Source organism: Streptomyces sp. NPDC056144, from assembly GCF_042264145.1.
In the GTDB taxonomy this organism is placed as follows: domain Bacteria; phylum Actinomycetota; class Actinomycetes; order Streptomycetales; family Streptomycetaceae; genus Streptomyces.
In genome coordinates this window covers 44,171-67,059 of record NZ_JBHJVF010000017.1, presented here as the reverse complement: position 1 = coordinate 67,059, position 22,889 = coordinate 44,171, and the positions used below count along the sequence as shown (strand labels likewise).

26 protein-coding genes are annotated in these 22,889 nt (G+C 71.6%); 10 read left to right on the top strand and 16 right to left on the bottom strand.

All coding sequences use genetic code 11. The features are described from left to right. A partial coding sequence (locus ACFC0Z_RS33165) for a tetratricopeptide repeat protein (protein WP_376445972.1) occupies window positions 1–544 on the top strand: 544 nt, incomplete at its 5' end. Here the strand turns inward: ACFC0Z_RS33165 and ACFC0Z_RS33160 are convergent. Together ACFC0Z_RS33160 and ACFC0Z_RS33155 are read right to left on the bottom strand one after the other, a co-directional pair. Beyond that, window positions 541–1,557, bottom strand: coding sequence for a hypothetical protein (locus tag ACFC0Z_RS33160; RefSeq protein WP_376445969.1), 1,017 nt, complete (start codon window positions 1,555–1,557; stop codon window positions 541–543). The two genes, ACFC0Z_RS33165 and ACFC0Z_RS33160, sit on opposite strands and share 4 nt — an antisense overlap. A gap of 134 nt (window positions 1,558–1,691) precedes the next feature. Beyond that, entirely contained in the window at window positions 1,692–2,105 is a 414-nt protein-coding gene (locus tag ACFC0Z_RS33155; RefSeq protein ID WP_376445966.1) for a hypothetical protein, read from the bottom strand. An 81-nt stretch (window positions 2,106–2,186) separates the two neighbouring features. Here ACFC0Z_RS33155 and ACFC0Z_RS33150 point away from each other — a divergent pair, with 81 nt between their 5' ends. From ACFC0Z_RS33150 to ACFC0Z_RS33140, 3 genes are all read left to right on the top strand, one after another. Continuing rightward, window positions 2,187–3,005 carry a helix-turn-helix domain-containing protein gene (locus ACFC0Z_RS33150; RefSeq protein ID WP_376445963.1) on the top strand — a complete coding sequence of 273 codons (819 nt, stop codon included), beginning with the start codon at window positions 2,187–2,189 and terminating at the stop codon, window positions 3,003–3,005. Then, entirely contained in the window at window positions 3,002–3,175 is a 174-nt protein-coding gene (locus ACFC0Z_RS33145; RefSeq protein ID WP_376445961.1) for a DUF397 domain-containing protein, read from the top strand. Before ACFC0Z_RS33150 ends, ACFC0Z_RS33145 begins: the two co-directional genes overlap by 4 nt. 72 nt (window positions 3,176–3,247) lie before the next feature. Continuing rightward, the gene (locus ACFC0Z_RS33140; RefSeq protein ID WP_376445958.1) at window positions 3,248–3,811 is read left to right on the top strand and encodes an AAA family ATPase; all 564 of its coding nucleotides are present in this window, start codon (window positions 3,248–3,250) and stop codon (window positions 3,809–3,811) included. Here the strand turns inward: ACFC0Z_RS33140 and ACFC0Z_RS33135 are convergent, their stop codons facing one another. The 4 genes from ACFC0Z_RS33135 to ACFC0Z_RS33120 all read right to left on the bottom strand — a co-directional run bounded on the left by ACFC0Z_RS33135 (window position 3,812) and on the right by ACFC0Z_RS33120 (window position 6,541). Then, window positions 3,812–5,041 (bottom strand): FG-GAP-like repeat-containing protein, encoded by a 1,230-nt coding sequence (locus ACFC0Z_RS33135; RefSeq protein WP_376445955.1) that lies wholly within the window; start codon window positions 5,039–5,041, stop codon window positions 3,812–3,814. Window positions 5,042–5,132: 91 nt separating this feature from the next. Further along, window positions 5,133–5,792, bottom strand: a complete 660-nt coding sequence (locus ACFC0Z_RS33130) for a hypothetical protein (protein WP_376445953.1) — start codon at window positions 5,790–5,792, stop codon at window positions 5,133–5,135. 29 nt (window positions 5,793–5,821) lie between these two features. After that, window positions 5,822–6,154, bottom strand: coding sequence for an SCO4225 family membrane protein (locus ACFC0Z_RS33125; protein ID WP_376445950.1), 333 nt, complete (start codon window positions 6,152–6,154; stop codon window positions 5,822–5,824). Window positions 6,155–6,205: 51 nt separating this feature from the next. Then, entirely contained in the window at window positions 6,206–6,541 is a 336-nt protein-coding gene (locus ACFC0Z_RS33120) for an SCO4225 family membrane protein (protein ID WP_376445948.1), read from the bottom strand. 161 nt (window positions 6,542–6,702) lie between these two features. Between ACFC0Z_RS33120 and ACFC0Z_RS33115 the strand changes: the two genes are divergently transcribed. Further along, window positions 6,703–7,515 carry a hypothetical protein gene (locus ACFC0Z_RS33115; protein WP_376445947.1) on the top strand — a complete coding sequence of 271 codons (813 nt, stop codon included), beginning with the start codon at window positions 6,703–6,705 and terminating at the stop codon, window positions 7,513–7,515. Between the two features lie 16 nt (window positions 7,516–7,531). Here the strand turns inward: ACFC0Z_RS33115 and ACFC0Z_RS33110 are convergent, their stop codons facing one another. Continuing rightward, window positions 7,532–8,485: an alpha/beta fold hydrolase gene (locus ACFC0Z_RS33110; RefSeq protein WP_376445944.1), complete on the bottom strand. Its 954-nt coding sequence runs from the start codon at window positions 8,483–8,485 to the stop codon at window positions 7,532–7,534. 445 nt (window positions 8,486–8,930) lie between these two features. Here ACFC0Z_RS33110 and ACFC0Z_RS33105 point away from each other — a divergent pair, with 445 nt between their 5' ends. Beyond that, window positions 8,931–9,698 (top strand): hypothetical protein, encoded by a 768-nt coding sequence (locus tag ACFC0Z_RS33105; protein WP_376445941.1) that lies wholly within the window; start codon window positions 8,931–8,933, stop codon window positions 9,696–9,698. Between the two features lie 63 nt (window positions 9,699–9,761). Here the strand turns inward: ACFC0Z_RS33105 and ACFC0Z_RS33100 are convergent, their stop codons facing one another. Continuing rightward, window positions 9,762–10,451: a metal-dependent transcriptional regulator gene (locus tag ACFC0Z_RS33100; protein WP_376445938.1), complete on the bottom strand. Its 690-nt coding sequence runs from the start codon at window positions 10,449–10,451 to the stop codon at window positions 9,762–9,764. A gap of 206 nt (window positions 10,452–10,657) precedes the next feature. On the opposite strand from ACFC0Z_RS33100, the gene ACFC0Z_RS33095 reads away from it, so the two are divergent. Next, window positions 10,658–11,425: an SIS domain-containing protein gene (locus ACFC0Z_RS33095; RefSeq protein WP_376445935.1), complete on the top strand. Its 768-nt coding sequence runs from the start codon at window positions 10,658–10,660 to the stop codon at window positions 11,423–11,425. A 20-nt stretch (window positions 11,426–11,445) separates the two neighbouring features. On the opposite strand, the gene ACFC0Z_RS33090 is transcribed toward ACFC0Z_RS33095, so the two are convergent. Further along, window positions 11,446–12,336: an NAD(P)-dependent oxidoreductase gene (locus tag ACFC0Z_RS33090; protein WP_376445933.1), complete on the bottom strand. Its 891-nt coding sequence runs from the start codon at window positions 12,334–12,336 to the stop codon at window positions 11,446–11,448. Window positions 12,337–12,417: 81 nt separating this feature from the next. Between ACFC0Z_RS33090 and ACFC0Z_RS33085 the strand changes: the two genes are divergently transcribed. Beyond that, window positions 12,418–12,768 carry a winged helix-turn-helix transcriptional regulator gene (locus tag ACFC0Z_RS33085; RefSeq protein WP_376445929.1) on the top strand — a complete coding sequence of 117 codons (351 nt, stop codon included), beginning with the start codon at window positions 12,418–12,420 and terminating at the stop codon, window positions 12,766–12,768. A gap of 107 nt (window positions 12,769–12,875) precedes the next feature. Here ACFC0Z_RS33085 and ACFC0Z_RS33080 read toward each other — a convergent pair whose 3' ends face one another. Continuing rightward, a complete protein-coding gene (locus tag ACFC0Z_RS33080; protein WP_376445927.1) occupies window positions 12,876–14,189 on the bottom strand; it encodes a PAS domain-containing protein in 1,314 nt (437 codons plus the stop codon). 457 nt (window positions 14,190–14,646) lie between these two features. Then, window positions 14,647–15,318, bottom strand: coding sequence for a pyridoxamine 5'-phosphate oxidase (pdxH, locus tag ACFC0Z_RS33075; protein WP_376445925.1), 672 nt, complete (start codon window positions 15,316–15,318; stop codon window positions 14,647–14,649). Window positions 15,319–15,507: 189 nt separating this feature from the next. On the opposite strand from pdxH, the gene ACFC0Z_RS33070 reads away from it, so the two are divergent. Next, window positions 15,508–16,608, top strand: coding sequence for a citrate synthase 2 (locus ACFC0Z_RS33070; RefSeq protein ID WP_376445923.1), 1,101 nt, complete (start codon window positions 15,508–15,510; stop codon window positions 16,606–16,608). Window positions 16,609–16,692: 84 nt separating this feature from the next. Here the strand turns inward: ACFC0Z_RS33070 and ACFC0Z_RS33065 are convergent, their stop codons facing one another. Further along, the gene (locus ACFC0Z_RS33065) at window positions 16,693–17,802 is read right to left on the bottom strand and encodes an isopenicillin N synthase family dioxygenase (protein WP_376445920.1); all 1,110 of its coding nucleotides are present in this window, start codon (window positions 17,800–17,802) and stop codon (window positions 16,693–16,695) included. A gap of 393 nt (window positions 17,803–18,195) precedes the next feature. On the opposite strand from ACFC0Z_RS33065, the gene ACFC0Z_RS33060 reads away from it, so the two are divergent. Beyond that, window positions 18,196–19,266 (top strand): M4 family metallopeptidase, encoded by a 1,071-nt coding sequence (locus tag ACFC0Z_RS33060; RefSeq protein ID WP_376445917.1) that lies wholly within the window; start codon window positions 18,196–18,198, stop codon window positions 19,264–19,266. A gap of 4 nt (window positions 19,267–19,270) precedes the next feature. Here the strand turns inward: ACFC0Z_RS33060 and ACFC0Z_RS33055 are convergent, their stop codons facing one another. The 4 genes from ACFC0Z_RS33055 to ACFC0Z_RS33040 form a co-directional block, all read right to left on the bottom strand. Continuing rightward, the gene (locus tag ACFC0Z_RS33055; RefSeq protein ID WP_376445915.1) at window positions 19,271–19,873 is read right to left on the bottom strand and encodes a TetR/AcrR family transcriptional regulator; all 603 of its coding nucleotides are present in this window, start codon (window positions 19,871–19,873) and stop codon (window positions 19,271–19,273) included. Then, a complete protein-coding gene (locus ACFC0Z_RS33050; protein ID WP_376445912.1) occupies window positions 19,861–20,592 on the bottom strand; it encodes an enoyl-CoA hydratase family protein in 732 nt (243 codons plus the stop codon). The genes ACFC0Z_RS33055 and ACFC0Z_RS33050 overlap by 13 nt, the downstream gene beginning before the upstream one ends. A gap of 75 nt (window positions 20,593–20,667) precedes the next feature. Beyond that, on the bottom strand, window positions 20,668–21,690 hold the full coding sequence (locus ACFC0Z_RS33045) for a hypothetical protein (protein WP_376445910.1): 1,023 nt from the start codon (window positions 21,688–21,690) through the stop codon (window positions 20,668–20,670). Window positions 21,691–21,741: 51 nt separating this feature from the next. Further along, on the bottom strand, window positions 21,742–22,863 hold the full coding sequence (locus ACFC0Z_RS33040) for an ABC transporter substrate-binding protein (protein ID WP_376445907.1): 1,122 nt from the start codon (window positions 22,861–22,863) through the stop codon (window positions 21,742–21,744). Window positions 22,864–22,889 lie beyond the last annotated feature (26 nt).

The window sequence follows — 22,889 nt, the reverse complement described above, 5'->3', positions numbered from 1 at the left end:
CGACACGTACCGAGCGGCCGGGGACCACGACCAGGCCATCCCCCTCCACCAAGCAACCCTCGCCACCCGCGAACGCATCCTGGGCCACGACCACCCGGACACCCTCATCTCACGCAACAACCTCGCCACCGCGTATGCGGAGGCCGGGGACCACGACCGGGCCATTACCCTCCACCAAGCAACCCTCGCCACCTGCGAACGCATCCTGGGCCACGACCACCCGAACACCCTCACCTCACGCAACAACCTCGCCGACACGTACCGAGCGGCCGGGGACCACGACCAGGCCATCCCCCTCCACCAAGCAACCCTCGCCACCCGCGAACGCATCCTGGGCCACGACCACCCGGACACCCTCATCTCACGCAACAACCTCGCCACCGCGTACAGCGCGGTGGGGGATCTCGACCAGGCCATCCGCGTGTACGAGGAAACCCTCGCCATCTGCGAACGGGTCCTGCACCGGGAGCATCCGATCATCGTGCAGGTGATCGAGAACCTGGAGTATGCACGGGGAGTCGCCGAGCAGCGGCGTTCGTGCTAGCCGAAGGCGAAGCCCTCGGAGGGTTCGGGGTCCTGGGCACACTGGGCCACCCGGTCGCGCCAGGGGATCCAGGCGGGGGCGGGGCCTCGGGTTTGGGCGGGGTAGCGCTGTTCGTGGGCCTGCCAGGCTGCCTCCCTGCGGCATGGGCCGCAGACGGATTCGTCGGCCACCGGGCGGAAGACGTGATCGTCTCCCGGGCCCTCGCAGGCGATCAGCGCCCGGGGTGCGGGGCGAGGCGGCGGCTCGGGGGCGTACTCCGTACGCGCGGTCGTAACCGGCTCCGGCATCTTCGCCGTCAGGCGGTGGCGGAGGAAGCCAACCGCCGAGCGGACGCCGTCCGCCGGGAGGTACGCCGTCAGAGCGCGGACCAGTTCGCCGGCCGGGACGCCCCGCCGTAGCCATTCCGCCGCCGTCCCGGCCAGGCCACGGGCCTCCCGGACACCGAGGAACAGGTCCCGGTGGGAGTGGCGGAGGGAGAGCAGCAGCCGTTCCGCCTCGGCGAGTTCGGGGTCAGGGGCGGGGCGTTCTGGGGCGGGTTCGGGTTCGGGGGCGGGAGGGGGTTCCTCCTCCCCCGCCCCCTCTTCCTCGTTGCTCGGCTGCGGCTCCGGCCGGGGGGTAGGGGGGTGGGGGTCATCTTCCCCCCAGTCTTCGTCCAAGGGTTTTGAGTCGCCAGGTTCCCGGGGGTCCCCGTCACCGACTTTCCGGAACCGGTCACTCGGCGAGGCGGCACTCCGCACCCCGTTCGCCCCGTCACGCGTGAGGGTGACATTCGAGAGGACCTGGTCGGTGACCCAATGCCAGGTCTCGTCCTGGTACTTCCACTCGTGGAGGTAGCCCTGCTCGATCAGGTACTTCCGGGCGTTCCTGTACTGCCGGGGCTTCAGTTCCAGCTCCTCGGCGTACCTGCCGAGGGCCTCGAAGCGCTCGCTCTCGGGGAGCCCCTGGACCAGGAGGATGAGGATCTTCGCGTCGCTGTTCATCCGACGCGAGCGGATGATCTCGTTGGAAGCCATCGTGAAGTCGCCCGTCGGGGCGATAACATGCCGAAGCATTTCTGGTGGACCTATCTTCCACTGGGCGTGAAGGTCCTCGGATGGTGTTGGCGCACCGCCGGGGACCGCTCCATTTACGGAGTGTGATTGCAGGATTACGGTAGCGCACAACTCACCGTCATATGCAACAACTTGGCTTCCACGAACGGATCTTCGAGCGTCGGTCGAGACCTCCAGTCCAGCGGCCAGGTGTGCCCGTGGAACGCCGGGATCCCGACGTACGCCTCGCTCCTCCCGCCCCCGTTCCCGAGCGCTCGCACGGGCGCCGGCCACTCGAAGTCACCGACGGTGCCGGGCGGCAGCAGGAAGTAGAGGTTCTTGTCGCCGGTGGCCTCGCGGACGATCGGCCCGGCCTGGAAGTCGGTGAACGACATCAGCCGGTACGCCACGTCCTCACCGAGGAATCCGCCGATCCGTACGGCGTCGAAGTAGACCCCCGCGAGACGGAGGGCGTGACCGGTGGCGGGGACCCAAGAGGGCTCACTGTCAAGCGACTTGCGCAGATTCATGACGCCAGCTTCCTGGCCGTGCTTCCCTGTGACCACGTGCACACGTGGGTTGTGCCGAACTGTGCACTCGGGAGGTCGGGTGTGAACAACGAGAGGAAAGACCTGGGCGCCGCAAAGGCGTTCGGTTCGCTGCTGCGCTTCTACCGGGAGCGGGCGAGGATGTCGCAGGAGGTCCTAGGCCGGAAAACCGGGTACTCCAAGTCGAACATCGCGATGATCGAGCGTGGGCTCCGGCGGCCGAAGCAGGTGTTCGTCGAGTTCGTCGACGAGTTGTTCGGTGCACAAGGTGCACTTTTGAAGCTGGCCGAGGACATCGCCCCGCCCAGCGCGGAGCCCGCCTGGTTCGAGGACTACCTGAGGGAGGAGGAGAAGGCCGCCGGGATCTACGCGTACGAGAACCAAGTGATCCCCGGGCTCCTCCAGACGCCGGAGTACGCGCGAGCGGTCTTCAACTGTGCCAACCCGCCCTGGGAGGACCAGGAACGGGAGGCCCTGATCGAGCAGCGCATGGCGCGACACGCGGTGTTCCATCGCAGGCCGATCACGCTGATCAGGTTCGTCCTGGAGAAGATCGTGCTCACCCGGCCCATCGGCGGCACGCGGGTCCTCAAGGCGAACTTGCTCCACATCCTCGAAGTCGCCCAGCTGCGCAACGTCGAGATCCAGGTCATGCCGGATGACGTGGAGACCCATGCCGGAATCAGCGGGTCGTACATCCTGCTGGAGACCGAGGGCCGCCATCGCCAATTGGTATACGTCGAGGGGCTGAGCGGACGGTACTTTCTCACCGAGCAGCCCGAGTTGGGCGATGCCTTCGTCATGTTCGGTTCGCTCCGAGGCCAAGCACTCTCCCCGGCTGCGTCGATCAGGTTCATCGAACAGGTGGTACAGAAGCTATGAGCAGCGACATCAAGTGGGTCAAGTCGTCCTACAGCGGTCCGTCCGGAGGGGACTGCGTCGAGGTCGCCTCCACCCCCGACACCATCCACGTCCGCGATTCCAAGGACATCACCGTCCCCTCCCTCACCCTCTCCCCCACCGCCTGGGACGCCTTCGTCTCCGCCGTGTGAGACCAAGACCGGTACGTACGACGGAGGGCCTCCACCCGTCCCAGGTGGAGGCCCTCAGGCTTGGAGTTCCGTATGTCCTTGCGCCGTCCGACGCTCGCCGTCGTCAGTGGTCCGCCCGCGACCGGCAAGAGCACTCTCGCCCGGATGCTCGCCCAGGAGCTGGGCTGCCCTGCCGTCCTGCGGGACGAGATCAAGCAGGGCATGGTCATGAACCAGACCGGTCACGGCGACGCGGGCGGGTTCGACGCGCTCAACGGGCCCGCCATGGAGGCGTTCTTCGCGACGCTCGCCGTACTGATCCGGTCCGGGACGAGCGTCATCGCCGAGGCCGCCTTCCAGGACCGACTGTGGCGGCCCGGGCTCGAACCGCTCGCCGACGTCGCCGACCTGCGGGTCGTCCGGTGTACCGCCCCCGCACCGACCCTCGCCAGGCGCGTCGCCGAGCGGGCCCGGCTTGACCGTCATCGGGCCGCGCACGGGGATCACGCCCTGCTCGCCGACATGGAGGCCGGGGTCTACGACCCCGGTCGGTTCGTGCCCATCAGCCTGACCGCTCCGGTCCTGCTGGTGGACACGTCCGACGGGTACGCGCCCGGCATCGAGGAGATCGGCCGGTTCCTGGTGCCGGGTCGGTGATCAGAACGCGCCGTTCAGGCCCCACCAGTTGCCGTCTTCCGGGGAGCCGGGGTTCAGGGCGCCGGTGCCCTTGCCGGTGTAGTAGACGAGGCAGCCGACGCCCTGGCACTCCGGCTTGGAGTACGTGGAGGCGCTGATCGCCACGATGTCGTTGCGGCCGTCGGCGTTGATGTCGGCGACGGGGAGGAGCGTCGCCAGGATGTTCCAGCCGCTGGTGCCGATGGTCACGCGGGCGCCGAGGGTGCCGGTGGCGGTGGCCGGGTAGAAGTACAGCTTGCCGGTGGCCGCCTCGCGGGCGATGAGGTCGGCTCGGCCGTCGCCGTTCATGTCGCCGGGGGCGACGAAGGCGTTCATGGCGTTCCAGCCGCCGGAGCCGAGGAGCTTGCGGACGGCCAGCGTGCCCGTGGACGTACCGGGGTAGATCCACAGCTTGCCCGTGGACTTCTCGACGGCGACGACGTCCGGGCGCTTGTCGCCGGTGATGTCGCCGTACGCGGTGATCTTGTCCATGGAGTTCCAGCCACCGCTGCCGATGAGCTTGCGGGTGCCGAAAGAGCCGGTGCCGTTGCCCGGGTAGAGCCAGAGCTTGCCGGTGGCCTTCTCGCGGGCGACGAGGTCCTCGCGGGTGTCACCGGTGAAGTCGCCGTGGCGGGTGAGCCGGTCCATGCCGTTCCAGCCGGTGCCGACCTGGCGGCCGGTGCCGTTTCCGGGCAGGAACCACAGGCGGCCGGCGGTGTCGCGGACGAGGACGTCCGACTGCTTGTCGTTGTTCAGGTCGGCGAAGCCCGCGGCCTTGGGGGCGAGGGCGGAGTACCAGTCGGGGTACGCCGGGAGGACGCACTCGCGCTCGGTGACGGTGAACTTCACGGAGCTGACGGAGTTGCTGCCGGGACCGCCCCACTCGCTGCCGGAGGGGCTGGAGGGGATGACCATCGCGCCGTTGGCGTCGGCGTCGGAGTAGTTCGCCGCGTCGTAGAGGCAGGCGACCTTGCTCGTGCGGTTGACCACCGAGCGGAAGGTGTTGTCCCAGGTCCCGAGGGTCGCCACGTTCGCGTTGGTCTTGTACATCGTGCCGGTGGCGTTGTCGGTCTTCCAGGCGCAGAAGTAGCCCGACGGGCAGTCGGAGGCGGCGGCCTGGGCGGGGGCGGCGGTCGTGCCGACGAGGGCGGCCGAGGCGAGGCCGATCGCGGTGGCCACGCCGGTGAGGCGGGTCAGCAGGGACGTGCGCAAAATCGTTCCTCCTTGGGGTGGCGCGGAGGGGGCTTCGACGCGCCGGGGGGTGACGGTACCGCGCCGGAGGGGTGGCTTCCGCAGGGGGGCCTCAGAACAGCCCGCCCTGGAAGCCGTCCACCGCGAAGAAGACGTCCAGCGATACGAGGACAAGGCCGACCACCCTGACCACGGGACCGAGGTCGTCCGGGGCGTACGCGACCATGATCGTCGGCGCAGTGCCGCCGACGGCCGCGCCCCGGACCTGGCCGTGCAGGTCGGTGTAGTCGTAGCTCCTGCGGCCATTGCGGCGGGCCTCCACGGTGATTCCGTACCGAGGCAGGCGCCACTCGTCGTACGGCATCCGCATCAGCCAGAGACCGCACACGAGAACCCCCCAGCTGAAGGGGGTCCACAGCAGGAAGAGCAGCGCGGAGATCACCGAACCCGTGATCCCCATCGTCACGGGCGTCCCGACGAGCGCGAGGCCCACGACCCAGGCCGCGAACTTGAGCCTGCGAACGGTCGTCTCCCTCTCGGACTCCGTCGTCACGCCCTCGGTGACGAGGGACGTCCCGTCGGGCACCCGGTCCCCCTCCTCCGGCAGGCGCGCGGTGATCGCGTCGGCGAACGCCGTCGCCGCCACCGCGCTCACGCCCCGGACCCGGTACACCACCGGAGTCGTACCGGCCGGGGCCGTCAACTCCACCGCCAGGGCCCGGCCTTCCGCGCGGACCTCGCGGACGGGTATCGGCGAGGTGGTGGTGGACATGGGCGTTGAGCGTAGGGCGGGGGCCGCTCTCAGGCCAGGGCGTTGGCCCGGCGGGGCATCCGCTTCCGGAACGCCCGGTACGCGAGGCCGAGGAGGAAGGAGTGGAGCAGCGCGGCGGCGGCCAGGGCCAGGAGGAAGTACGTGGGCCCGAGGGCCGAGTCGACGTTCACGAAGAGGGCGAGCAGGCCCATGCTCGTGGGGGCCGTGGCCAGGAGCAGCCAGACGGCCGCGAAGCCGGGGTCGCCGCCCGCCGCGCCGTACGCCAGGGGCGACGCCGCCACGAGCACCAGGGCCAGGTAGGCCAGCGAGGCGGGGTTGGCGAAGGTCAGCTGGACGAAGGTGCGGAAGCGGCTGTCACGCATGGTCGGTCGGTCTCTCCTGGGCGGTGGGTGAACGTGAACGGCGGGCGGCTGTCAGACGAGGGCGTTCGCCGGGCGGTGCGTGCGGTGGGCGCGTACGGCCCGGTACGCGAGGCCGAGGACGAAGGAGTGGAGCAGCGCGGCGAAGGCCACCGCCCCGAAGAAGAACGCGGGCGCGTCCCCCGGGCCGGTCGTGGACTCGAAGGCGAGCAGGAGCGGGCTGGTGGGGGCGGTGGCCAGGACGAGCCAGATGCCCATGGGGCCGGGCTGGCCGGTCACCTCGGCGATCGCCATGGGCAGCGCCGACACGAGCACCATGCCGAGGTAGACCAGCGAGGCGGGGTTGGCGAACGCGAGCCGGGCGAAGGTGCGGAGGCGGCTGGCAGGCATGATCGGTCTCTCCTCGGATGGTGAAGTGGCGCCGTTTCGGCGGTGGTTCCATCCTGCGGCGGAGGGGGTGCCGGGCACGTGAGTAGTGCTACTCATGTGGTCCTGGGGGCTTCGCTCATCTTCTGGTGCCGTCGCACCCACGGACGCCCTACCCTCACGCCATGTCGACTCCGATCTCCTCCCTCCCGGTGCTCCGCGGCCGGGACGGGGCCACCCTCGTCGCCGAGGACCTCGGGCTGGTCCTCGACCTCCCTCGCGAACAGATCACCTTCACCCCCGACGGACTCGGCCGGATACGCGCCGAGGGCCGCTCGGTCCTCATCGAACTGCGGGCGAAGGCCAGGACGACGCCCCGCATCCACCGCATCGACGACGTGGACCCGGCGGATGCCGTGGCCTTCGCCGACGGGGTCAACGCGATCCTGGCGAACCGGACGGACAGCGACGACGTCGACGGCACCCCGTTCGCCGTCGTCCGCTCGCTCGCCCCCACGTGGCGGTCGAGGTTCCACCGCCGGATGCTGCGGGGCACGCTGGGGCACCTGCTGGCGCTCGTCGTCCTCTGCGTGGTGACCGGGGCGCTGGGCTGGTGGGAGCAGGTGCTCCTCGCGGTGGTGATCGGCGGCCTCGCCTGGGCGGGCCTGTGGCTCGGCCTGTACGGGGTGATCCGCTCGCGGCGGGAGCGCTGGCTGTACCGGAACGGGGTCGTGGTGACCGCCACCCGGGCCACGATGTCCCGGGGGGCGTACATCTACCCGGACCCGAGGGGGGATTACCGCTGCATCGAGCACGGCGAGGCCGGCCCCTCGATCACCGTGGCCTATCCCCCGGACGACCCGGCGAACGTCCTGGCGCCGTCGACGCCGGTCAACCACCTGATGAACACCTACCTGGGCGGCTTCCTGGTCGTCTGCTCCGGCGCCCTGATCGTCCTCCACCCCGTGATGGCGGTCATCTTCCGCGACGCCGCCTGACGGGCACCCCGGGCTGTTACGGCGTCAGGACGCCGTTCAGGAACGGCTCCACCGTCTCCGCCCACGCCTCCGGGTGTTCGTAGTGGAGGAGGTGGCCCGCGTCCGGGATCTCCGCGTACGCCCCGTGGGGCAGGACGCGGACCATCTCCTGGGCCTCCGCGCGGCCCAGCTCGCCGTCCAGGCCCCGGACGACGAGGGTCGGGCAGCGGACCTGGGCGAGGGAGTCCCAGTGGGCGTCGTGGACCCAGGTCGCGCGGGAGGTCAGCATCTGGGCGGGGTCGAAGACCGGGTGCCAGCCGTCGGGGCGCTCGGTCATCACCTCCGCGAAGAACGCTCCCCGGGCCGGGTTGGGGCGCTCCACCCACGGGTCCTCGTCGCCGAACCAGCGGTGGACCGCGTCGAGCGACGGGAAGGGGGCGGGCCAGCCCCGGAACCAGTCCTGCCAGGCGCGCTGCGAGGCCGCGCCGAGGGCGGAGGCGCGCATGTCGCAGACGACGAGGGCGCGGACCAGGTCGGGGCGCTCGGCGGCGAGCTGCCAGGCCGTCAGGGCGCCCATGGAGTGGCCGACGAGGGTGACGGGGCCGAGGCCGAGCTGCTCGACGGCGGCGGCCGCGTCGGAGACGTACGCCTCGCGGGTGAAGGCGCCCCCGGGCGGCTTCTCGCTGTGGCCGTGGCCTCGCTGGTCGAGCGCGACGATCCGGTGCCGGCCGGCGCGGGAGAGGCGGCGGATCGCGGGGGTCCAGTGGGCGGCGTGGCCCATGAGGCCGTGGAGGAGTAAGACGCCGGGGGCGGTGCCCGTACGTCGCTTCGCGGGGCGGGGGCGCGGGACGGCCGTGAGGGTGGCGTCACGATCGGCGCCCGCCCGTTCGGCCTGTTGGCCGCCGCCCGTCAGGGGCGTCCAGTCCGGTGTGTGGTCCCAGGCCGCCAGGCGTACGCCGTCGGCCCCGGTGACGTCGAGTCGTCGCGCCATCGGTACGGCACCCCCTCTTTTCCGTCGAACCTCGCCAGACTATCGAACCTATATTCGAAAATGCGCTCCTGCCGCCCAACACCCCTCTTTCGAGTGACAGGGCTCAAGGATTGACGCGCGCTGCCGAGGGGAGATCTTGAACGGGAGGCGGACCACTCGGGGAAAAGGGGTCCGACGGGACTGACCTTGAGAGCTCGGGGCTCCAGGTCAGGACAGGGGAGGACAGGCCCCGGCGCCGCGAGGCGCCGGGGCCCTCTGTTGTCCGTCACGCCCACGACTCCGCACCCCCTCCGCGCCGTTCAGGATTTCAGCGTGGCACGGCAAGGGGGCGGGCGTGGCCATTCCGGCGTAAACGGGGCGCAGGGGCGGGGTGTTGACGCCGAGCGATACGACTTCGTGACCCGGGTGCGTACAACCGGAGGATCGTCGTACGGGTCAACGAGGCGTGCTGTCACCTCAGATCCTCAGCCAGGGCAACGACTACGCCCTCCTCGAAGCCGACCGGCTCGTCATCACGACGACCGCCGCCCGTACGGAGATCCCCCTCGCCGTCGTCCAGGAGGTCCGGCTGGACGACGAGAAGACCGTGGCGGTCGTCCTGACGGACGGCGTCACGCACACCGTCGGCGGCGGCAACCCCACCGCGACCGGCCTCTTCCTGACGGCCCTCACCGCCGCCCTCCCCGAGGAGCGGGACCCGGCCGGCAGCGCGCTGGTGACGGTCGAGGACGATCCCGGGGCGATCCCGTGGCCGAAGGTCCTCGCCTGGGGCGGGCTCTTCGTCGCCGCCTACACCGCCTACGTGTGGTGGACCGCCGTCGCCCACGGCGGCGCGATGGCCGTGCTCGCCTTCGTCTCCGGGATCGGGACGATCCTCGGCGTGTTCAGCGTCATAGCGGTCGTCATCGGCCTCCGCGACCGGTGGCTCCTCCGCCGCCGCGGCATCACCGTCCGGGCCACCGCGGACTACTACCCGAACGGCAAGCGGTCGCAGTACTACAAGTTCACCGACCACAACGGGAACGAGCACTCCCAGCAGGGACGGAACAACAGTTTCGAGCACATCCACGTCGTCTACGACCCGCAGGCGCCCGGCCGCCACGTCCAGCGGGTGTGGATCCCGATCGTGGTCACCCAGTACTTCTTCGGCTCACTCGCCGCCCTCGGCCTGCTCGCGCTCGGGCTGTGGGGCGTGCTCGCGCCGTACATCTGACGAACGAACGCCGAACGCCCCCGGGGGCGGACCCCAGGGGCGTACAGCGTTCAGACGGACGCGTCAGCGCTTCGCCACGAAGACGTGCGCCGCGATCTCCGGGTCCAGCTCCGCCGCCTCGCCGCTGGAGCCGACCAGGACGCCGCCCGGGGACTCCGACACCGAGACCACCGAGCCGGGCTGCACGCCCGCGCGGCGCAGCGTGTACATCAGCTGGGCGTCCGTCTGGATCGGCTCGCCGATGCGGCGGACGATGACCGTCTTGCCGCCCTTCGCGTCCAGGTCCGCGAGGGAGACCATCGAGTCGTCGAGGAACGCCTCGGCCTCCGCCTTCTCGCCCAGCTCCTCCAGGCCCGGGATCGGGTTGCCGTACGGCGACTCCGTCGGGTGGCGCAGGAGCTCCAGGACGCGGCGCTCCACGGCCTCGCTCATCACGTGCTCCCAGCGGCACGCCTCCGCGTGGACCTGCTCCCACTCCAGGCCGATCACGTCGACGAGCAGGCACTCGGCGAGGCGGTGCTTGCGCATCACGCGCGTCGCCAGGCGGCGGCCCTCCTCCGTCAGCTCCAGGTGGCGGTCGCTCGCCACGGCCACCAGGCCGTCGCGCTCCATCCGCGCCACCGTCTGGCTCACGGTCGGGCCGCTCTGGTCGAGCCGCTCGGCGATCCGGGCACGCATAGGGACCACACCTTCCTCTTCCAGTTCGAGGATGGTGCGGAGATACATCTCCGTGGTGTCGATCAGTCCGGACATACGTGCCCCTCGATGAGTCGTGCGCTGGCCCTGACCCAATTCTGACGCATCGCACCGACAACCGGGTGTCGCCGGGGTGAGGCAGGCGTGAGACAGGGGTGGGACAGGCGTGAGACGGACGTGAGGCGGTATTGACAGGGCAATGGTCCAGACCGCACCGTGATCGGCGACCTCGGCACGAACCATGACGAGAAGGAGCCTCCCCCATGGGTGAGAGCAAGGGCGAGAGCAAGCTGGCCGGACAGTTCTTCGACGCGGCGATCGACCTGCTCAGGCAGGTCCGCGACGGGGACTCCGCCGAGATCTCGGCCGCCGGGGCCGCCATCGCCGAGGCCGTCGCCAACGGCAACCGGCTCTTCGCCTTCGGCGCCGGACACTCCTCGCTCGCCGCACAGGACGTCGTCTACCGCGCCGGCGGCCTCGCGCTCATGAACCTGCTCGTCGTCCCGGGCGTCGTCGGCGTCGACGTCATGCCGGCGACGCTCGGCTCCGCCCTCGAACGCGTCGACGGGCTCGCGGGCGCCGTCCTCGACTCCTCCCCCGCGAAGGCCGGGGACGTCTTGATCATCATCTCCCTCTCCGGGCGCAACGCCCTGCCCGTCGAGATGGCCATGAACGCCCGCGCGCTCGGCCTCACGGTCATCGGCGTGACGTCCGTCGCCTACGCGACGGACACGAAGTCACGGCACGTGTCGGGGACGTACCTCAAGGACCACTGCGACATCGTCCTCGACTCGAAGATCGCCGTCGGCGACGCGGAGCTCACCCTCGAAGGCATCGAGGCCCCGTTCGCGCCCGCGTCGACCGTCGTCACCAGCGCCCTCATGCAGGCGACGCTGGCCGCCGCCGTCGAGGAACTCGTACGCAAGGGGATCGAGCCGCCGATGCTGCGCTCCGGGAACGTGGACGGCGGGCACGAGTGGAACGGGCGCGTCATGACGGAGTACGGCGACCGGATCTTCTACCGGCACTGACCGGCGCCGGTGGAAGCCTGCTAGCGCTCCATGACCTGGGTCACGCGGGTGAAGCCGTCCGCGCCGTGGCCCAGGTCCACCGCCCGTACCGCCAGGGCCTCGGCCGCGCGCATGACGCTCGCGTCGATCCCGTGCGCCTCGGACGCGTGCACGACGTGCGTCATCGTCGACACCGCCGAGGTCAGCGGATTGCCCTCGCCCGAGTACGAGCCGCCGTCCACGTCCTCCGCCCACTCCGCGAACAGCGGCGGCAGGATCGCCCCGATGCCCTGCGCGAACGGCGCCAGCTCCCGCGCCGAGATGCCCTCCGCGCGGGCCACGGCCAGGGCGTGGACGTACCCCGTCATCGCCGTCCAGAAGATGTCGAGCAACGCCACGTCGTACGCGGCGGCCCGGCCGACGTCCTCGCCGAGGTGCGTGTGCGTGCCGCCCAGCGCGTCCAGGACCGGGCGGTGCTCGCCGTACAGCTCCTCCGGCCCGCTGTGCAGGAACACCCCCGCCGGCGTCCCGATCGACGGCGTCGGCGTCATGATCGCGCCGTCCAGATAGCCGATGCCGTGCTCCGCCGCCCAGTCGCCGGTGTCCCGGGCGCGCCCCGGCGTGTCGGCGCTCAGGTTCACCAGGGTCCGGCCCTTGAGCGCGTCGGTGACGGCGGGCCGCCGCAGGACGGAGTCCGTGGCGTCGTAGTTGACCATGCAGATCACCGTGAGCCCGCTCGCGGCGACCGCCTCCTCGGCACTCGCGGCGAGGACCGCGCCCCGCGCGGGCAGGTCGCCCTCCTTGCCGGGAGTCCGGTTCCAGACGGTGGTGCGGACGCCGGCGTCGAGGAAGGCGCCGGCGAGGGCGCGGCCCATCGGCCCGAGACCGAGGACGGTGACGGAAGAGGGGGAGGAGGCAGGGGAAGAAGACATGGCGGAACTCCCTTGGACATGAGTGGGTAAGGACATGACGGAATGACCGAATGACCGAATGACCGGACGGGGACGGCACGCATGACACGCCTACGGGCCCAGGACACGAACGTCTGCGGAGTGACGGCGGCGATCGCCGTCATCGACGGCAAATGGAAGACATCGCTGCTGTGGCTGCTGGAATCCGGCCCGCACCGGCCCGGCGAACTGCGGCGCAAGCTTCCCGAGCTCAGCGAGAAGGTGCTGACCCAGGCACTGCGCGAGATGGAGACGGACGGTCTCGTGCACCGCGAGGTGCACGACGTACTGCCCCCGAAGACCGTCTACTCCCTGACGGCGGAGGGGCGTGAACTCTCCGGGCTGCTCGGCCCGTTGTCGGACTGGGGGCATCGCAGGCTCGACCGGATGACGGGGGCGATGGCCGCCTCCTGAGGCCCTGGGGTCTCCCTCTCTCTCCGGGCCACCACCAGGTTCTCCCGGGCACGGAACCCCGACAAGTACCCACAAAAAAGTGGGTATGCCCCCGGACAGACCAGGCCCTAGGAGCCCAGCTCCGCCGCCACCCGGGCCGCCACCGTCTCCCCGTACACGACGTCCTCCCGCTCGAAGCCCGGCCGGCAGGCGGCGCGGAGGAAGGTCAGGACGCCGAGGGTGCGGCCCCGGGAGCGCAGGACCACGCAGAGCGCGTGGGCCGCGTCCGTCGGCCACTGGTGGGCCTCGGCCCAGACCTCGGCCGTCCGGCCCGCGCTCGCGCGGACCGTGCCGAGCCGGTCCCAGGCCTGGAGCGCCGGGTGCCTCGGCCCGTACCGGAGGGGTATGTCGCCGCCGACGACCGGCGACGACGGGCCGGGCGTCTGGGGCGGGGTCGCGAAGGCGCGGGTGAGGCGGCGCTCGCCGACGACGAGGTCGACGAGGGCGTGGTCGGCGAAGCCGGCGAGGGCGAAGTCGAGCAGGACCGTCGCCGCCTCCTTCGGGTCCTCGCACTCGGCCGCCGCCGCGCCGGCCCGGTGCAGCTGGCTCCACCGGAACCGCAGCCGGTCCGCCTCGCGCGCGGCGAGCCGCTCCTCCGTGACGTCCTGGAACAGCCAGGCCACGCCGAGCGGCACGGGCTCCTCCGCCATCGGCGACGCCAGCCGCACGAACCCGCTCCGCCAGCACCGGCGGCGCTCCCCCGACGCGCTCCGCAGCGTCACCCACACCTCGGCGGGCGCGGCCGGGGTGCCCTCGGCCAGGACGTGCTGGAGGGCCGCCTCCAGCTCCTCCGCCCCGTGCACGACGACGTCCCCGAGGGGGCGGCCGAGCAGGGACGTACGCCCGGTGCCGAAGGCGCGGGCCGCGTGGCCGTTGACGACGGCGGGGCGGAGGTCGGCGTCGACCAGGACGACACCCCACGAGGCGTCGTCGAACAGCGCCTCGCTGAGCGCGACGGACCGCTCCAGATCGAGCTGTACGTGGACCTCGCTGAACGCGCAGTAGACCCCGGCGGGCCCGCCGTCGGCCCCCCGCACCCCGACGACCTGGCTCCGTACGAGCACCCGCCCGCCGTCCTTGCGCAGCAGCGCGAGCTCGTGGACCTGCCGACCGGGCCCCTTCATGGCCCCCATCAGCCGCCCGAGGGTCTCCTCGGCGTCCGCGCTCCGCGCCGCCCAGCCCCCGAACCCCCGCCGCCCGACCGCCTCGGCCGCCGACCAGCCGAGGATCCGCTCGGCCTCGCGGTTCCAGTGCGTGATCACCCCGCCGCCGTCCAGCGCGCAGAGCGCCGCGTCCATCCCGTCGAGCAGCGCGGCCAGCAGATCGGCCCCGTCCCCCGACACGGGAGCGGTCTCACTCGCGGACCCCGTGAAAGCACTCATCCCGGTACCCCCCATTGCTGCGCCCATTCAACTGGAAACGTGACGCAGGGCACACCCCTGTTCCGAGAATTCCTACGGCGTGACGACCCCGGGCCTCCGGGGTAGGCCAGGTCGACGCGTGCGGCCCGGTCACGGGGCAAGCGGAGGAGAAATTAAATCGGTTGAGGCGCCCAGGGATGGTTCCTAGGGTGTGGGTACACGCGAAAGGAGGTGATCCGAAAACATGATTTCGTTTCGGACTCGTGAGGTGACTGCGGGCTAAGGCCTGCCAGTCGCACCCAGTGCACCTCGGCAGGCCTTCTGCCGAACACCACCGCAGTCACCCGACCCGTGGGTCGCCGGCAGTCCGGCCGGCAGGCTCCGCCCGAACCTAGGCGGACGGAGCCGAGACCCACGGGTCGTCTGCGTGTGCGGGCCCCTCGGGCCCCAGCGCCGTCACGGCGCCGCTACCGGCCCTCTACGGCGCCAGCCGCTCCACCCGCCACACGTCCGGGTTCTCCGCGTCGCGGACGTACCGCAGGCGGTCGTGGAGGCGGTTTTCGTGGCCCTGCCAGAATTCGACCGTTTCCGGGATCACGCGGATTCCGCCCCACTCCGGCGGGACCGGGACCTGTTCGCCCTCGGGGTAGCGGGTCTCCAGTTCCTCGTAGCGGGCGAGGAGTTCGGCGCGGGAGGCGATCACCGTGGACTGGTGGCTCGCCCAGGCGCCCAGCTGGGAGCCGTGGGGGCGGGTGCGGAAGTAGGCGACCGTCTCGTCGCGGCCCGTGCGGGCGGCGCGGCCGGTGACGATGATCTGGCGGGCCAGCGGGTGCCAGGGGAAGAGCAGCGAGACGTACGGGTTGGCCGCCAGCTCCCGGCCCTTGCGGGAGCCGTAGTTCGTGAAGAAGACGAACCCGGCCCCGTCGTAGTGCTTCAGCAGGACCGTCCGGGAGGACGGGCGGCCGTCCGGGGTCGCGGTGGAGACGACCATCGCGTTCGGCTCATGGATCGCCGGGTTCGCGGCGGTCTCCTTGAACCAGCGGGAGAACTGTTCGATCGGTTCGGGCGCGAGGTCGGCCGCGGTCAGCTCCATCGTGCGGTACTGCTCGCGCATGTCGGCGGGATCCAGAGCGTCGGTCACGGGGCACATCCTGCCCCAGGGCCTCCGCGGGCACGGCACCGCGTGCCATTATCCGCCCGTCGCCGGGGCGGCGCAGTGTGCCGGATGTCACGCTTCCCCGCATCATCGGAACCGTACAGACTCAACAGCTGGACGACTGTTGAATCTCTCCAGCGACCAGCGTTCAGTTGATCGATCATCGATTAGAGGAGCCGCCTGATGTCCGACTTCGTACCGGGACTTGAGGGAGTCGTCGCGTTCGAGACGGAGATCGCCGAACCCGACAAGGAGGGTGGCGCCCTCCGCTACCGAGGCGTCGACATCGAGGACCTCGTCGGTCACGTCTCCTTCGGCAACGTCTGGGGACTGCTGGTCGACGGCGCCTTCAACCCGGGCCTCCCGGCCGCCGAGCCGTTCCCCATCCCCGTCCACTCCGGTGACATCCGCGTCGACGTCCAGTCGGCCCTCGCGATGCTCGCGCCCGTCTGGGGTCTCAAACCGCTTCTCGACATCTCCGCCGAGCAGGCCCGCGACGACCTGGCCCGCGCCGCCGTCATGGCCCTCTCGTACGTCGCCCAGTCCGCCCGCGGCCAGGGCATGCCCATGGTCCCGCAGAGCGAGATCGACAAGGCCGAGTCCGTCGTCGAGCGCTTCATGATCCGCTGGCGCGGCGAGCCCGACCCGAAGCACGTCAAGGCCGTCGACGCCTACTGGACCTCCGCCGCCGAGCACGGCATGAACGCCTCGACGTTCACCGCCCGGGTCATCGCGTCGACCGGTGCCGATGTCGCCGCTTCCCTGTCCGGGGCCGTGGGTGCCATGTCCGGCCCGCTGCACGGCGGCGCGCCCTCCCGTGTCCTCGGCATGGTCGAGGAGATCGAGCGGAGCGGCGACGCCGAGGCGTGGGTGAAGCAGGCCCTCGACAAGGGCGAGCGCCTCATGGGCTTCGGCCACCGCGTCTACCGCGCCGAGGACCCCCGCGCCCGCGTCCTGCGCCGTACCGCCAAGGAGCTCGACGCCCCGCGCTACGAGGTCGCCGCCGCCCTGGAGAAGGCCGCCCTCGACGAGCTCCACAACCGCCGTCCGGACCGTGTCCTCGCGACCAACGTCGAGTTCTGGGCCGCCATCGTCCTCGACTTCGCCGAGGTCCCGGCCCACATGTTCACCTCGATGTTCACCTGTGCCCGTACGGCCGGCTGGTCCGCGCACATCCTGGAGCAGAAGCGGACCGGGCGTCTGGTCCGGCCCTCCGCCCGCTACACCGGGCCCGGTCAGCGCGACCCGCGCGAGATCGAGGGTTACGCCGACATCTCCGGCTGAGTCCCACGAGAAAGGGCCGGTCCCCTCGGGGGCCGGCCCTTTCTCGTCGCTCGCTCACACCAGCCGCGCTCACACCAGCCGCGCTCACACCAGCTGCGCCGACTCCGGGTGCAGCAGCAGGTCCGCGTGGTGGCGGGCCGTCGTCAGCGGGTGCGCCCGCAGCTTGCCCTTGAGCTCGTTCCGCCCGTACTCCGCGAAGAGCGGGTTCGACGGGTCCTCCGTCACGCCCGGTGCCCGGTCCGCGTACGGGAACTCCAGCGGCGCGACGCGGGCGTCCAGGCGCGGGTTGTAGAAGAACGGGACCGAGTACCGCTCCGTCGCCCCGGGCGGGGACACCACGCGGTGGTTGGTCGCCACCAGGTAGCCGTTGGTCGCGACTTCGAGCAGCTCGCCGAGGTTGACGACGAAGGCGCCCGGCAGCGGCGGTACGTCGTGGAAGTTGCCGTCCTCCCGCTGCACCTGGAGACCGCCCACCTGGTCCTGGAGGAGCAGGGTCAGGAAGCCGTAGTCCTTGTGCGCGCCGACGCCCTGGTCGTCGCCCTCGCCGCTGCTGCCGGGGTAGCGGACCAGCTTGAGGTGCGGGTAGGCGCGGGGGCCGAAGGCGTCGTCGTAGAAGTCCTCACGCGCGCCGATCGACAGCAGGAGCTCGTGGAGGAGCTTCTCGGCGACGGCGCTGAGGCGGTCGATCCAGTGCAGGGCGGCCGTACGGAGCTCCGGCAGGGCCTCGGGCCACTGGTTGGGGCCTTCGAGCCACCAGTACGGGGCTTCCCAGGGTCCGGGGGCGTGCGCGGGGCGCTCGCGGCCGATGTCGAGCTGGTCGCGCCAGTCGCGGGCGCCGGCGGTGCGCTCGTCGCCGATGCGGGTGTAGCCGCGGAAGTGCGGGGAGTTGATGTTGTCGAGGGCGAGCCGGTCGGCCTCGGGCAGCGCGAAGAAGGCGCGCATGGCGGAGGTGAGCGCCTGCGTCTCGGCCTCCGTGATGCCGTGGCCGATGAGCTGGAAGAAGCCCACGTCGTGCGCCGCGGAGTGCAGCTGGGCGTGGAGGAGGCGGCGGGCCTGCGGGTCGCGGTCGGCGGCGGAGAGGTCGACGATCGGGAGCTGCGAGGGGTACGTGTGGGTGTGCGCCTTCTTCGGCTGCTGAAGCTGCTGCGGCTGAGGGGTCGGCTGCTGCTTCTCGGAGTACGAGCTGAGGGTCATGTGTGCGTCCGCGGGGTCTACGGGTGCCCGGGGCGGCCGCCAAAGGGTGGGGCGGGGGCCGCGGGTGCCGGTCGGCAGTGCTCGGGAGACGAGGGACCCGCCGGGAGGGTGCTTGTGGTGTCCCGGAAGGTCAGGCGGAGCGTCGACAGCTCATGCTCGTGACGCGGACGAAGTCCACGTGGCGGCGGCGTACGAGCGGAGGCATGCGACCAGGGTACTGCGGCCGGCGCGGAACGACTGTGGCCCGCGTCACGCGGCCCGGACGCCCTCCGGGGTGGCGCGGGCTCTGGTCAAAGGGGCGGACCGTGCGCGAAGATCGCCGCCTCCGCGTGTTGAGTACACGCCAACCTTCCCGTCGCAGCATCCCCTCGCAGAAGGATGTCCATGCTTCGTATGCCTCGTACGCCTCGTCCTCGTACGTCTCGCACTCCCCGGGCCCGCGCCTCGCGCGGCCTCGTCGCCGCGGTCGCCGTGGCCGGCACGGCCGCCGCCGCCCTGCTCCCGTCCACGGGGGCCACCGCCGCCTCGCTGCCGCAGGCCCGCGTCTTCATGGTCAACCCGGTCCAGTCCTCGGGCGACCAGACCCTCAGCGACCACAAGGACGCGGCGAGCGACGTGCCCGCCTCCGCCTACGCGCTCGCCACGCTGCGCAACCTCGACGCGAGCGGCAAGCTGTCCGGCAAGTGGGTCACGGTCCGCTCCGAGACCGGCAACCCCGCCTCGGTCGCCGCCGCCACCACGTACAACCGCTCGAACGACGAGTTCGAGCAGGTCATGGCGTACTTCTGGATCAACGAGGCGCAGGAGTACCTCCAGAGCCTCGGCTTCGGCACCGAGCTGCGCGGCGCGAACGACCGCGTCCAGGCCGTCCGCCTCAACCAGTGGGGCGCCGACAACTCCTTCTTCACCGACAAGAAGGGCGAGATCCGCCTCGGCAAGGGCGGCGTCGACGACGCCGAGGACGCCGACGTGATCGTCCACGAGTACGGCCACGCCGTGCACAACGCGCAGGTCCCCGGCTTCGGCACGACCGCCGAGTCCGGCGCCATCGGCGAGGCCTTCGGCGACTACCTCGCCGTCGCCGTCGGCACCAACGCCGCCACCCGCTACGGCTGGCCCCTCAAGGCCGACGCCAACTGCGTCGGCGACTGGGACTCCACCGCGTACTCCACCGCCCCGCACTGCCTGCGCACGATCGACGGCGACAAGACCTACGCCGACCGCGAGGGCGAGGTGCACGCCGACGGCGAGATCTGGTCGCGCGCGCTCCTCGACATCCGTACGGCCCTGGGCGCCCGCACCGCCGACCGGATCATCGTGAACGCGCAGTTCGACTTCGCCGCCGACACCAGCTTCGAGGCGGCCGCGAAGGCGACCGTCGCGACCGCGCAGAAGATGTACGGCGCCTCGGCGGCGAACGCCGTCCGCGCGGCCTTCCAGGCGCGCCAGATCCCCGGCGTCTGAGCCCTCAGGAACTCAGCTCCTCGCTGACCAGCCGCGCCCACTGGGCCACCACACGGTCCCGGCGGGCGCGGTCGTCCGTGAGCAGCGTCGCGAGGCCCAGGCCGCGCGCCATGTCCAGGAGGCCCTGGACCGTCTCCCGCACCCCCGGCCGCGACTCGTCCGCGCCCAGGACCTCGACCGCGACCCGGTGCGACTCGCGGCCCACCCGGGCCTCCAGCTCCGTGACCCGGTCGCGGAGCTGGTCCTCGCCCGTGGCGGCGACCCAGAGGTGCAGCGCGGCCCGGAAGAGGGGGCCGGTGTAGAGGTCGACGAGTGCGGCGACGGCCTTCTCGCGGTCGTCGGTACGCAGCTCCCGCAGCGCCTGGGACCGTTCCTCGGCGACGTACTCGACGGCCGCCGTGAAGAGGTCCTCGCGGGTCGGGAAGTGGTGCTGGGCGGCGCCCCGGGAGACCCCGGCCCGCTCGGCGACGACCGTGACCGTGGAGCCGGCCCAGCCGCGCTCGGCGAGGCAGGCCACGGCGGCTTCGAGCAGCCGCTGCCGGGTGAGCCGGCTGCGGTCCTGCTTGGGATTCCGGTCGGGAGGCGTAAGAGGAGTCAGAGCCGCCATTCGGGGTCCCGTCGTTCGAGGAAGGCCGTCATCCCTTCGCGCGCCTCGGCGGAGGCGAAGAGCGTGGCCGACCTCCGTACGAGGTCCTCCGCGTCCCGGTCGAAGGTCTCCAGGACTCTAGCGGTGACCAGCCGTTTCGCCTCGCGCAGGCCCTGCGGCGAGGCGGCCCGCAGCGCGTCGAGGATCGCGTCGAGCTCCGCGTCCGCCGCCGTCACCAGCCCCATCCCGACCGCCTCGGCGACCCCGAACCGCTCCCCCGTCAGGTAGTAGCGGGCCGCCGCGCGCGGTTCCAGCTTCGGGAGCAGGGTGAGCGAGATGACCGCCGGGGCGACCCCGATCCGTACCTCCGTGAGCGCGAAGTCCGCCCCCTCCCCCGCGACGACGACGTCGCAGGCCCCGAGCAGCCCGAGCCCGCCCGCGCGGGTGTGGCCCGTGACGTGCGCGACGACCGGCTTCGGGAGCTCGACGACCTGCCGGAGCAGGTCGACGAAGACGTACGGGCTCGGCGGGGCCTTCAGGTCCGCGCCCGCGCAGAACGTGCCGCCGGTGTGCGTGAGCACGACCGCCCGGACCGCCGGGTCCTTCCCGGCGGCGGTGAGAGCCTCGGAGAGTTCGGCGACGAGGGGGACGGAGAGGGCGTTGCGGGTGGCGGGAGAGTCGAGGGCGAGGGTGGTGATGCCCCGTTCCTCCGTGACGAGGATCGACGGCGTGGATGTCATGCGTGCCCCCCGGTGGTTGTCTCGGAAGAAACAATCAAGCACGCTTGCATGCTTCTTGGGAAGGCGGCGTACGGGTCACCGCACCCACGTCAGCGCGTACACCCTGTACCCCACCGGCTCCGACGGATCCCACTTGCGCGGGCCGATCGCCAGGAAGCCGAGGTCCCCCTCCGCCGTCTTGACGCAGCTGACGACGATGTCCTCGCCCAGGTCCTCCGCCGTGAAACCGGGACGCCACTCGGCCTCCGGCGTCTTGAGGCACTTGTCCTCGGTCGGATAGTCCGCCCCGGTCATGACGTCGTCGCGGTAGCCGAAGACGCTGTGCCGGGTCACCTGGGAGACCTGGGCGCCGTTGACCGTCTTCAGCTCCCCCGTGACGTGGTCGTACGCGAGGTCCGCCTTGGTCCCGGAGTAGCTCTGCTCCAGGTCGATCGCGGAGTAGTCCTTGCCGCGCGCCTTGATCTCGTACTCCTCGATCGCCCAGTACGCGGGCCCCCGCACGTCCCGCTTCGTCGGCTCGCCCGCGTCCAGGACGCGGATGGTGGAGCCGGGTTCGGCCTCGATGACGATGCGCTGCTGCTCGACCTGCTGGACGAACTTCCCGTCCATCTCGATCGTCAGCTTGCGGCCCGTCCCGATGCGGTAGCCCTCGCAGTGCCGCCGGGCCTGGCCCTTCTCGCAGAGGAACAGCTGCGTCACGTCGGCGGGCGCCGGCGGGAGCGGCTTGCCGGTCTCCTCGTCCGTGGCCGAGCTCACCCCCGTACTGAAGGAGACCGTCCCCAGGGGTGTGGACAGCTTGGGGGTGACGCTGACGCGGAACTTCCCGCTCGCGCTGATCGAGAACGAGATCGGGATGATGGGGAGTTGGTAGGCGAGATGCCCGTCGGGCCTGAAGCCCGGCTCGTCGGGCTTGTCGGACTGCTTGTCCCTGCCGGGCAGCCCGTCGTGGCCCGCGCGGGGCGGCTTGGGATCCTGGCCCCACGGGTCGCCGTACCCCTCGTAGCCGTACTTGTCGTAGCCGGAGCCGCATCCTGGCAGGACGAGCCCCGCCAGGAGGACGAAGGCGGTCACGGTGGCCGCCCGGACGCGACGACGCATCACTCAACTCCCCTGATGTGACAACCAGATGAGCCAGACGGTACGGGGCGATCAGTCTTCGCGCAGGAAGTTGGCCCGCTCGTCACCGTGCAGGACACGGATGCGCCCGAGGTCCGCCGGATCCCGGTCCACGACCCGGATCGGCGCCCACGCCCACTGCCACACGCCGACCCCCTCCGTACGCGAGAACCGGATCGGCCCCCGGGTCCCCTCGGCCTCGACGCGCGGCCAGGCCCCGGCGACCGCCGCCCGGTCGGTGCCGCCGGCGCGCAGGGCCTCGGCGAGGACGGTGACGGTGTCCCAGCCCTCGTACGCGACGAACGACGGCTCCCCGCCGAGCCGTTCGCGCAGCTCCTTGCCGACGCGCTCCCCCAGCGGGCCGGGGTCCTCGGGCAGGTACCGGAGGAACGGGATCCCGGCCCCGGCCTCGCCCAGCTCCGCCACCCACTCGGCGAACTCCGGCTGCCCGGCCGGCGCGCCGACCAGGAGGCCGGCGAGGCGCTCGTCCGCCCGTACGGCCCTGACGAGCGGCACCGCCGGCTCCGGAGCGCCGGTGAGCAGGAGGAGGGCGGTGGCGCCGTGCTCGGCGAGGGCGTCGCAGAGTTCGGCCGGAGCGAGGGCGTTCGCGTCGAGCTCGACGAGGCTCCCGCCGTGGGCTGTGAGGTGCTCGCGGAGGACGCGGGTGCCGGAGGCCCAGTACACGCTGGGCTGGGTCGCGACGGCGACCCGGTCGCCGCGGCCGGTGGCGAGGAGGAAGTCCGCGTAGATCCGCCAGCCGCGCGACTGGACGGGCGCGATCCGCGCGACCCACTCGCTCTGCCCGTCGATCAGCCCGTCGAGCACGGCGGAGGAGCAGAGGAACGGGACGCCGAGGGCGTCGGCCCGCGCGGCGGCGGCCCGGGCGACGACGGAGTGGTACTCGCCCACGACGGCGGCCACCCCGCGCCCGGCCAGCTCCTCCACGGCGACCGCGGCCCGCGCCGGATCGGCCGCGGTGTCCCGGACGAGCAGCTCCAGGGGGCGGCCCGCGATCCCTCCGTTCGCGTTGACCTCGTCGACGGCGAGTTCGATCCCCGCGAGCAGATGACGGCCGGCCTCGGTCCAGCCGGGGCGGGTGAGGGGGGCGAGGGCGCCGATCAGGACGGGCGGGGGAGACACGTTTCCAGTGGACATGACGATCATTGGATCCGCGACCACCA

Coding starts and splice junctions, on each gene's coding strand:
- ACFC0Z_RS33160 (WP_376445969.1), bottom strand. CDS start 1,557: ATGGCTTCCAACGAGATCATCCGCTCGCGTCGGATGAACAGCGACGCG.
- ACFC0Z_RS33155 (WP_376445966.1), bottom strand. CDS start 2,105: ATGAATCTGCGCAAGTCGCTTGACAGTGAGCCCTCTTGGGTCCCCGCC.
- ACFC0Z_RS33145 (WP_376445961.1), top strand. CDS start 3,002: ATGAGCAGCGACATCAAGTGGGTCAAGTCGTCCTACAGCGGTCCGTCC.
- ACFC0Z_RS33140 (WP_376445958.1), top strand. CDS start 3,248: ATGTCCTTGCGCCGTCCGACGCTCGCCGTCGTCAGTGGTCCGCCCGCG.
- ACFC0Z_RS33130 (WP_376445953.1), bottom strand. CDS start 5,792: ATGTCCACCACCACCTCGCCGATACCCGTCCGCGAGGTCCGCGCGGAA.
- ACFC0Z_RS33125 (WP_376445950.1), bottom strand. CDS start 6,154: ATGCGTGACAGCCGCTTCCGCACCTTCGTCCAGCTGACCTTCGCCAAC.
- ACFC0Z_RS33120 (WP_376445948.1), bottom strand. CDS start 6,541: ATGCCTGCCAGCCGCCTCCGCACCTTCGCCCGGCTCGCGTTCGCCAAC.
- ACFC0Z_RS33115 (WP_376445947.1), top strand. CDS start 6,703: ATGTCGACTCCGATCTCCTCCCTCCCGGTGCTCCGCGGCCGGGACGGG.
- ACFC0Z_RS33110 (WP_376445944.1), bottom strand. CDS start 8,485: ATGGCGCGACGACTCGACGTCACCGGGGCCGACGGCGTACGCCTGGCG.
- ACFC0Z_RS33100 (WP_376445938.1), bottom strand. CDS start 10,451: ATGTCCGGACTGATCGACACCACGGAGATGTATCTCCGCACCATCCTC.
- ACFC0Z_RS33095 (WP_376445935.1), top strand. CDS start 10,658: ATGGGTGAGAGCAAGGGCGAGAGCAAGCTGGCCGGACAGTTCTTCGAC.
- ACFC0Z_RS33090 (WP_376445933.1), bottom strand. CDS start 12,336: ATGTCTTCTTCCCCTGCCTCCTCCCCCTCTTCCGTCACCGTCCTCGGT.
- ACFC0Z_RS33085 (WP_376445929.1), top strand. CDS start 12,418: ATGACACGCCTACGGGCCCAGGACACGAACGTCTGCGGAGTGACGGCG.
- ACFC0Z_RS33080 (WP_376445927.1), bottom strand. CDS start 14,189: ATGAGTGCTTTCACGGGGTCCGCGAGTGAGACCGCTCCCGTGTCGGGG.
- pdxH (WP_376445925.1), bottom strand. CDS start 15,318: ATGTGCCCCGTGACCGACGCTCTGGATCCCGCCGACATGCGCGAGCAG.
- ACFC0Z_RS33070 (WP_376445923.1), top strand. CDS start 15,508: ATGTCCGACTTCGTACCGGGACTTGAGGGAGTCGTCGCGTTCGAGACG.
- ACFC0Z_RS33065 (WP_376445920.1), bottom strand. CDS start 17,802: ATGACCCTCAGCTCGTACTCCGAGAAGCAGCAGCCGACCCCTCAGCCG.
- ACFC0Z_RS33060 (WP_376445917.1), top strand. CDS start 18,196: ATGCCTCGTACGCCTCGTCCTCGTACGTCTCGCACTCCCCGGGCCCGC.
- ACFC0Z_RS33055 (WP_376445915.1), bottom strand. CDS start 19,873: ATGGCGGCTCTGACTCCTCTTACGCCTCCCGACCGGAATCCCAAGCAG.
- ACFC0Z_RS33050 (WP_376445912.1), bottom strand. CDS start 20,592: ATGACATCCACGCCGTCGATCCTCGTCACGGAGGAACGGGGCATCACC.
- ACFC0Z_RS33045 (WP_376445910.1), bottom strand. CDS start 21,690: ATGCGTCGTCGCGTCCGGGCGGCCACCGTGACCGCCTTCGTCCTCCTG.
- ACFC0Z_RS33040 (WP_376445907.1), bottom strand. CDS start 22,863: ATGTCCACTGGAAACGTGTCTCCCCCGCCCGTCCTGATCGGCGCCCTC.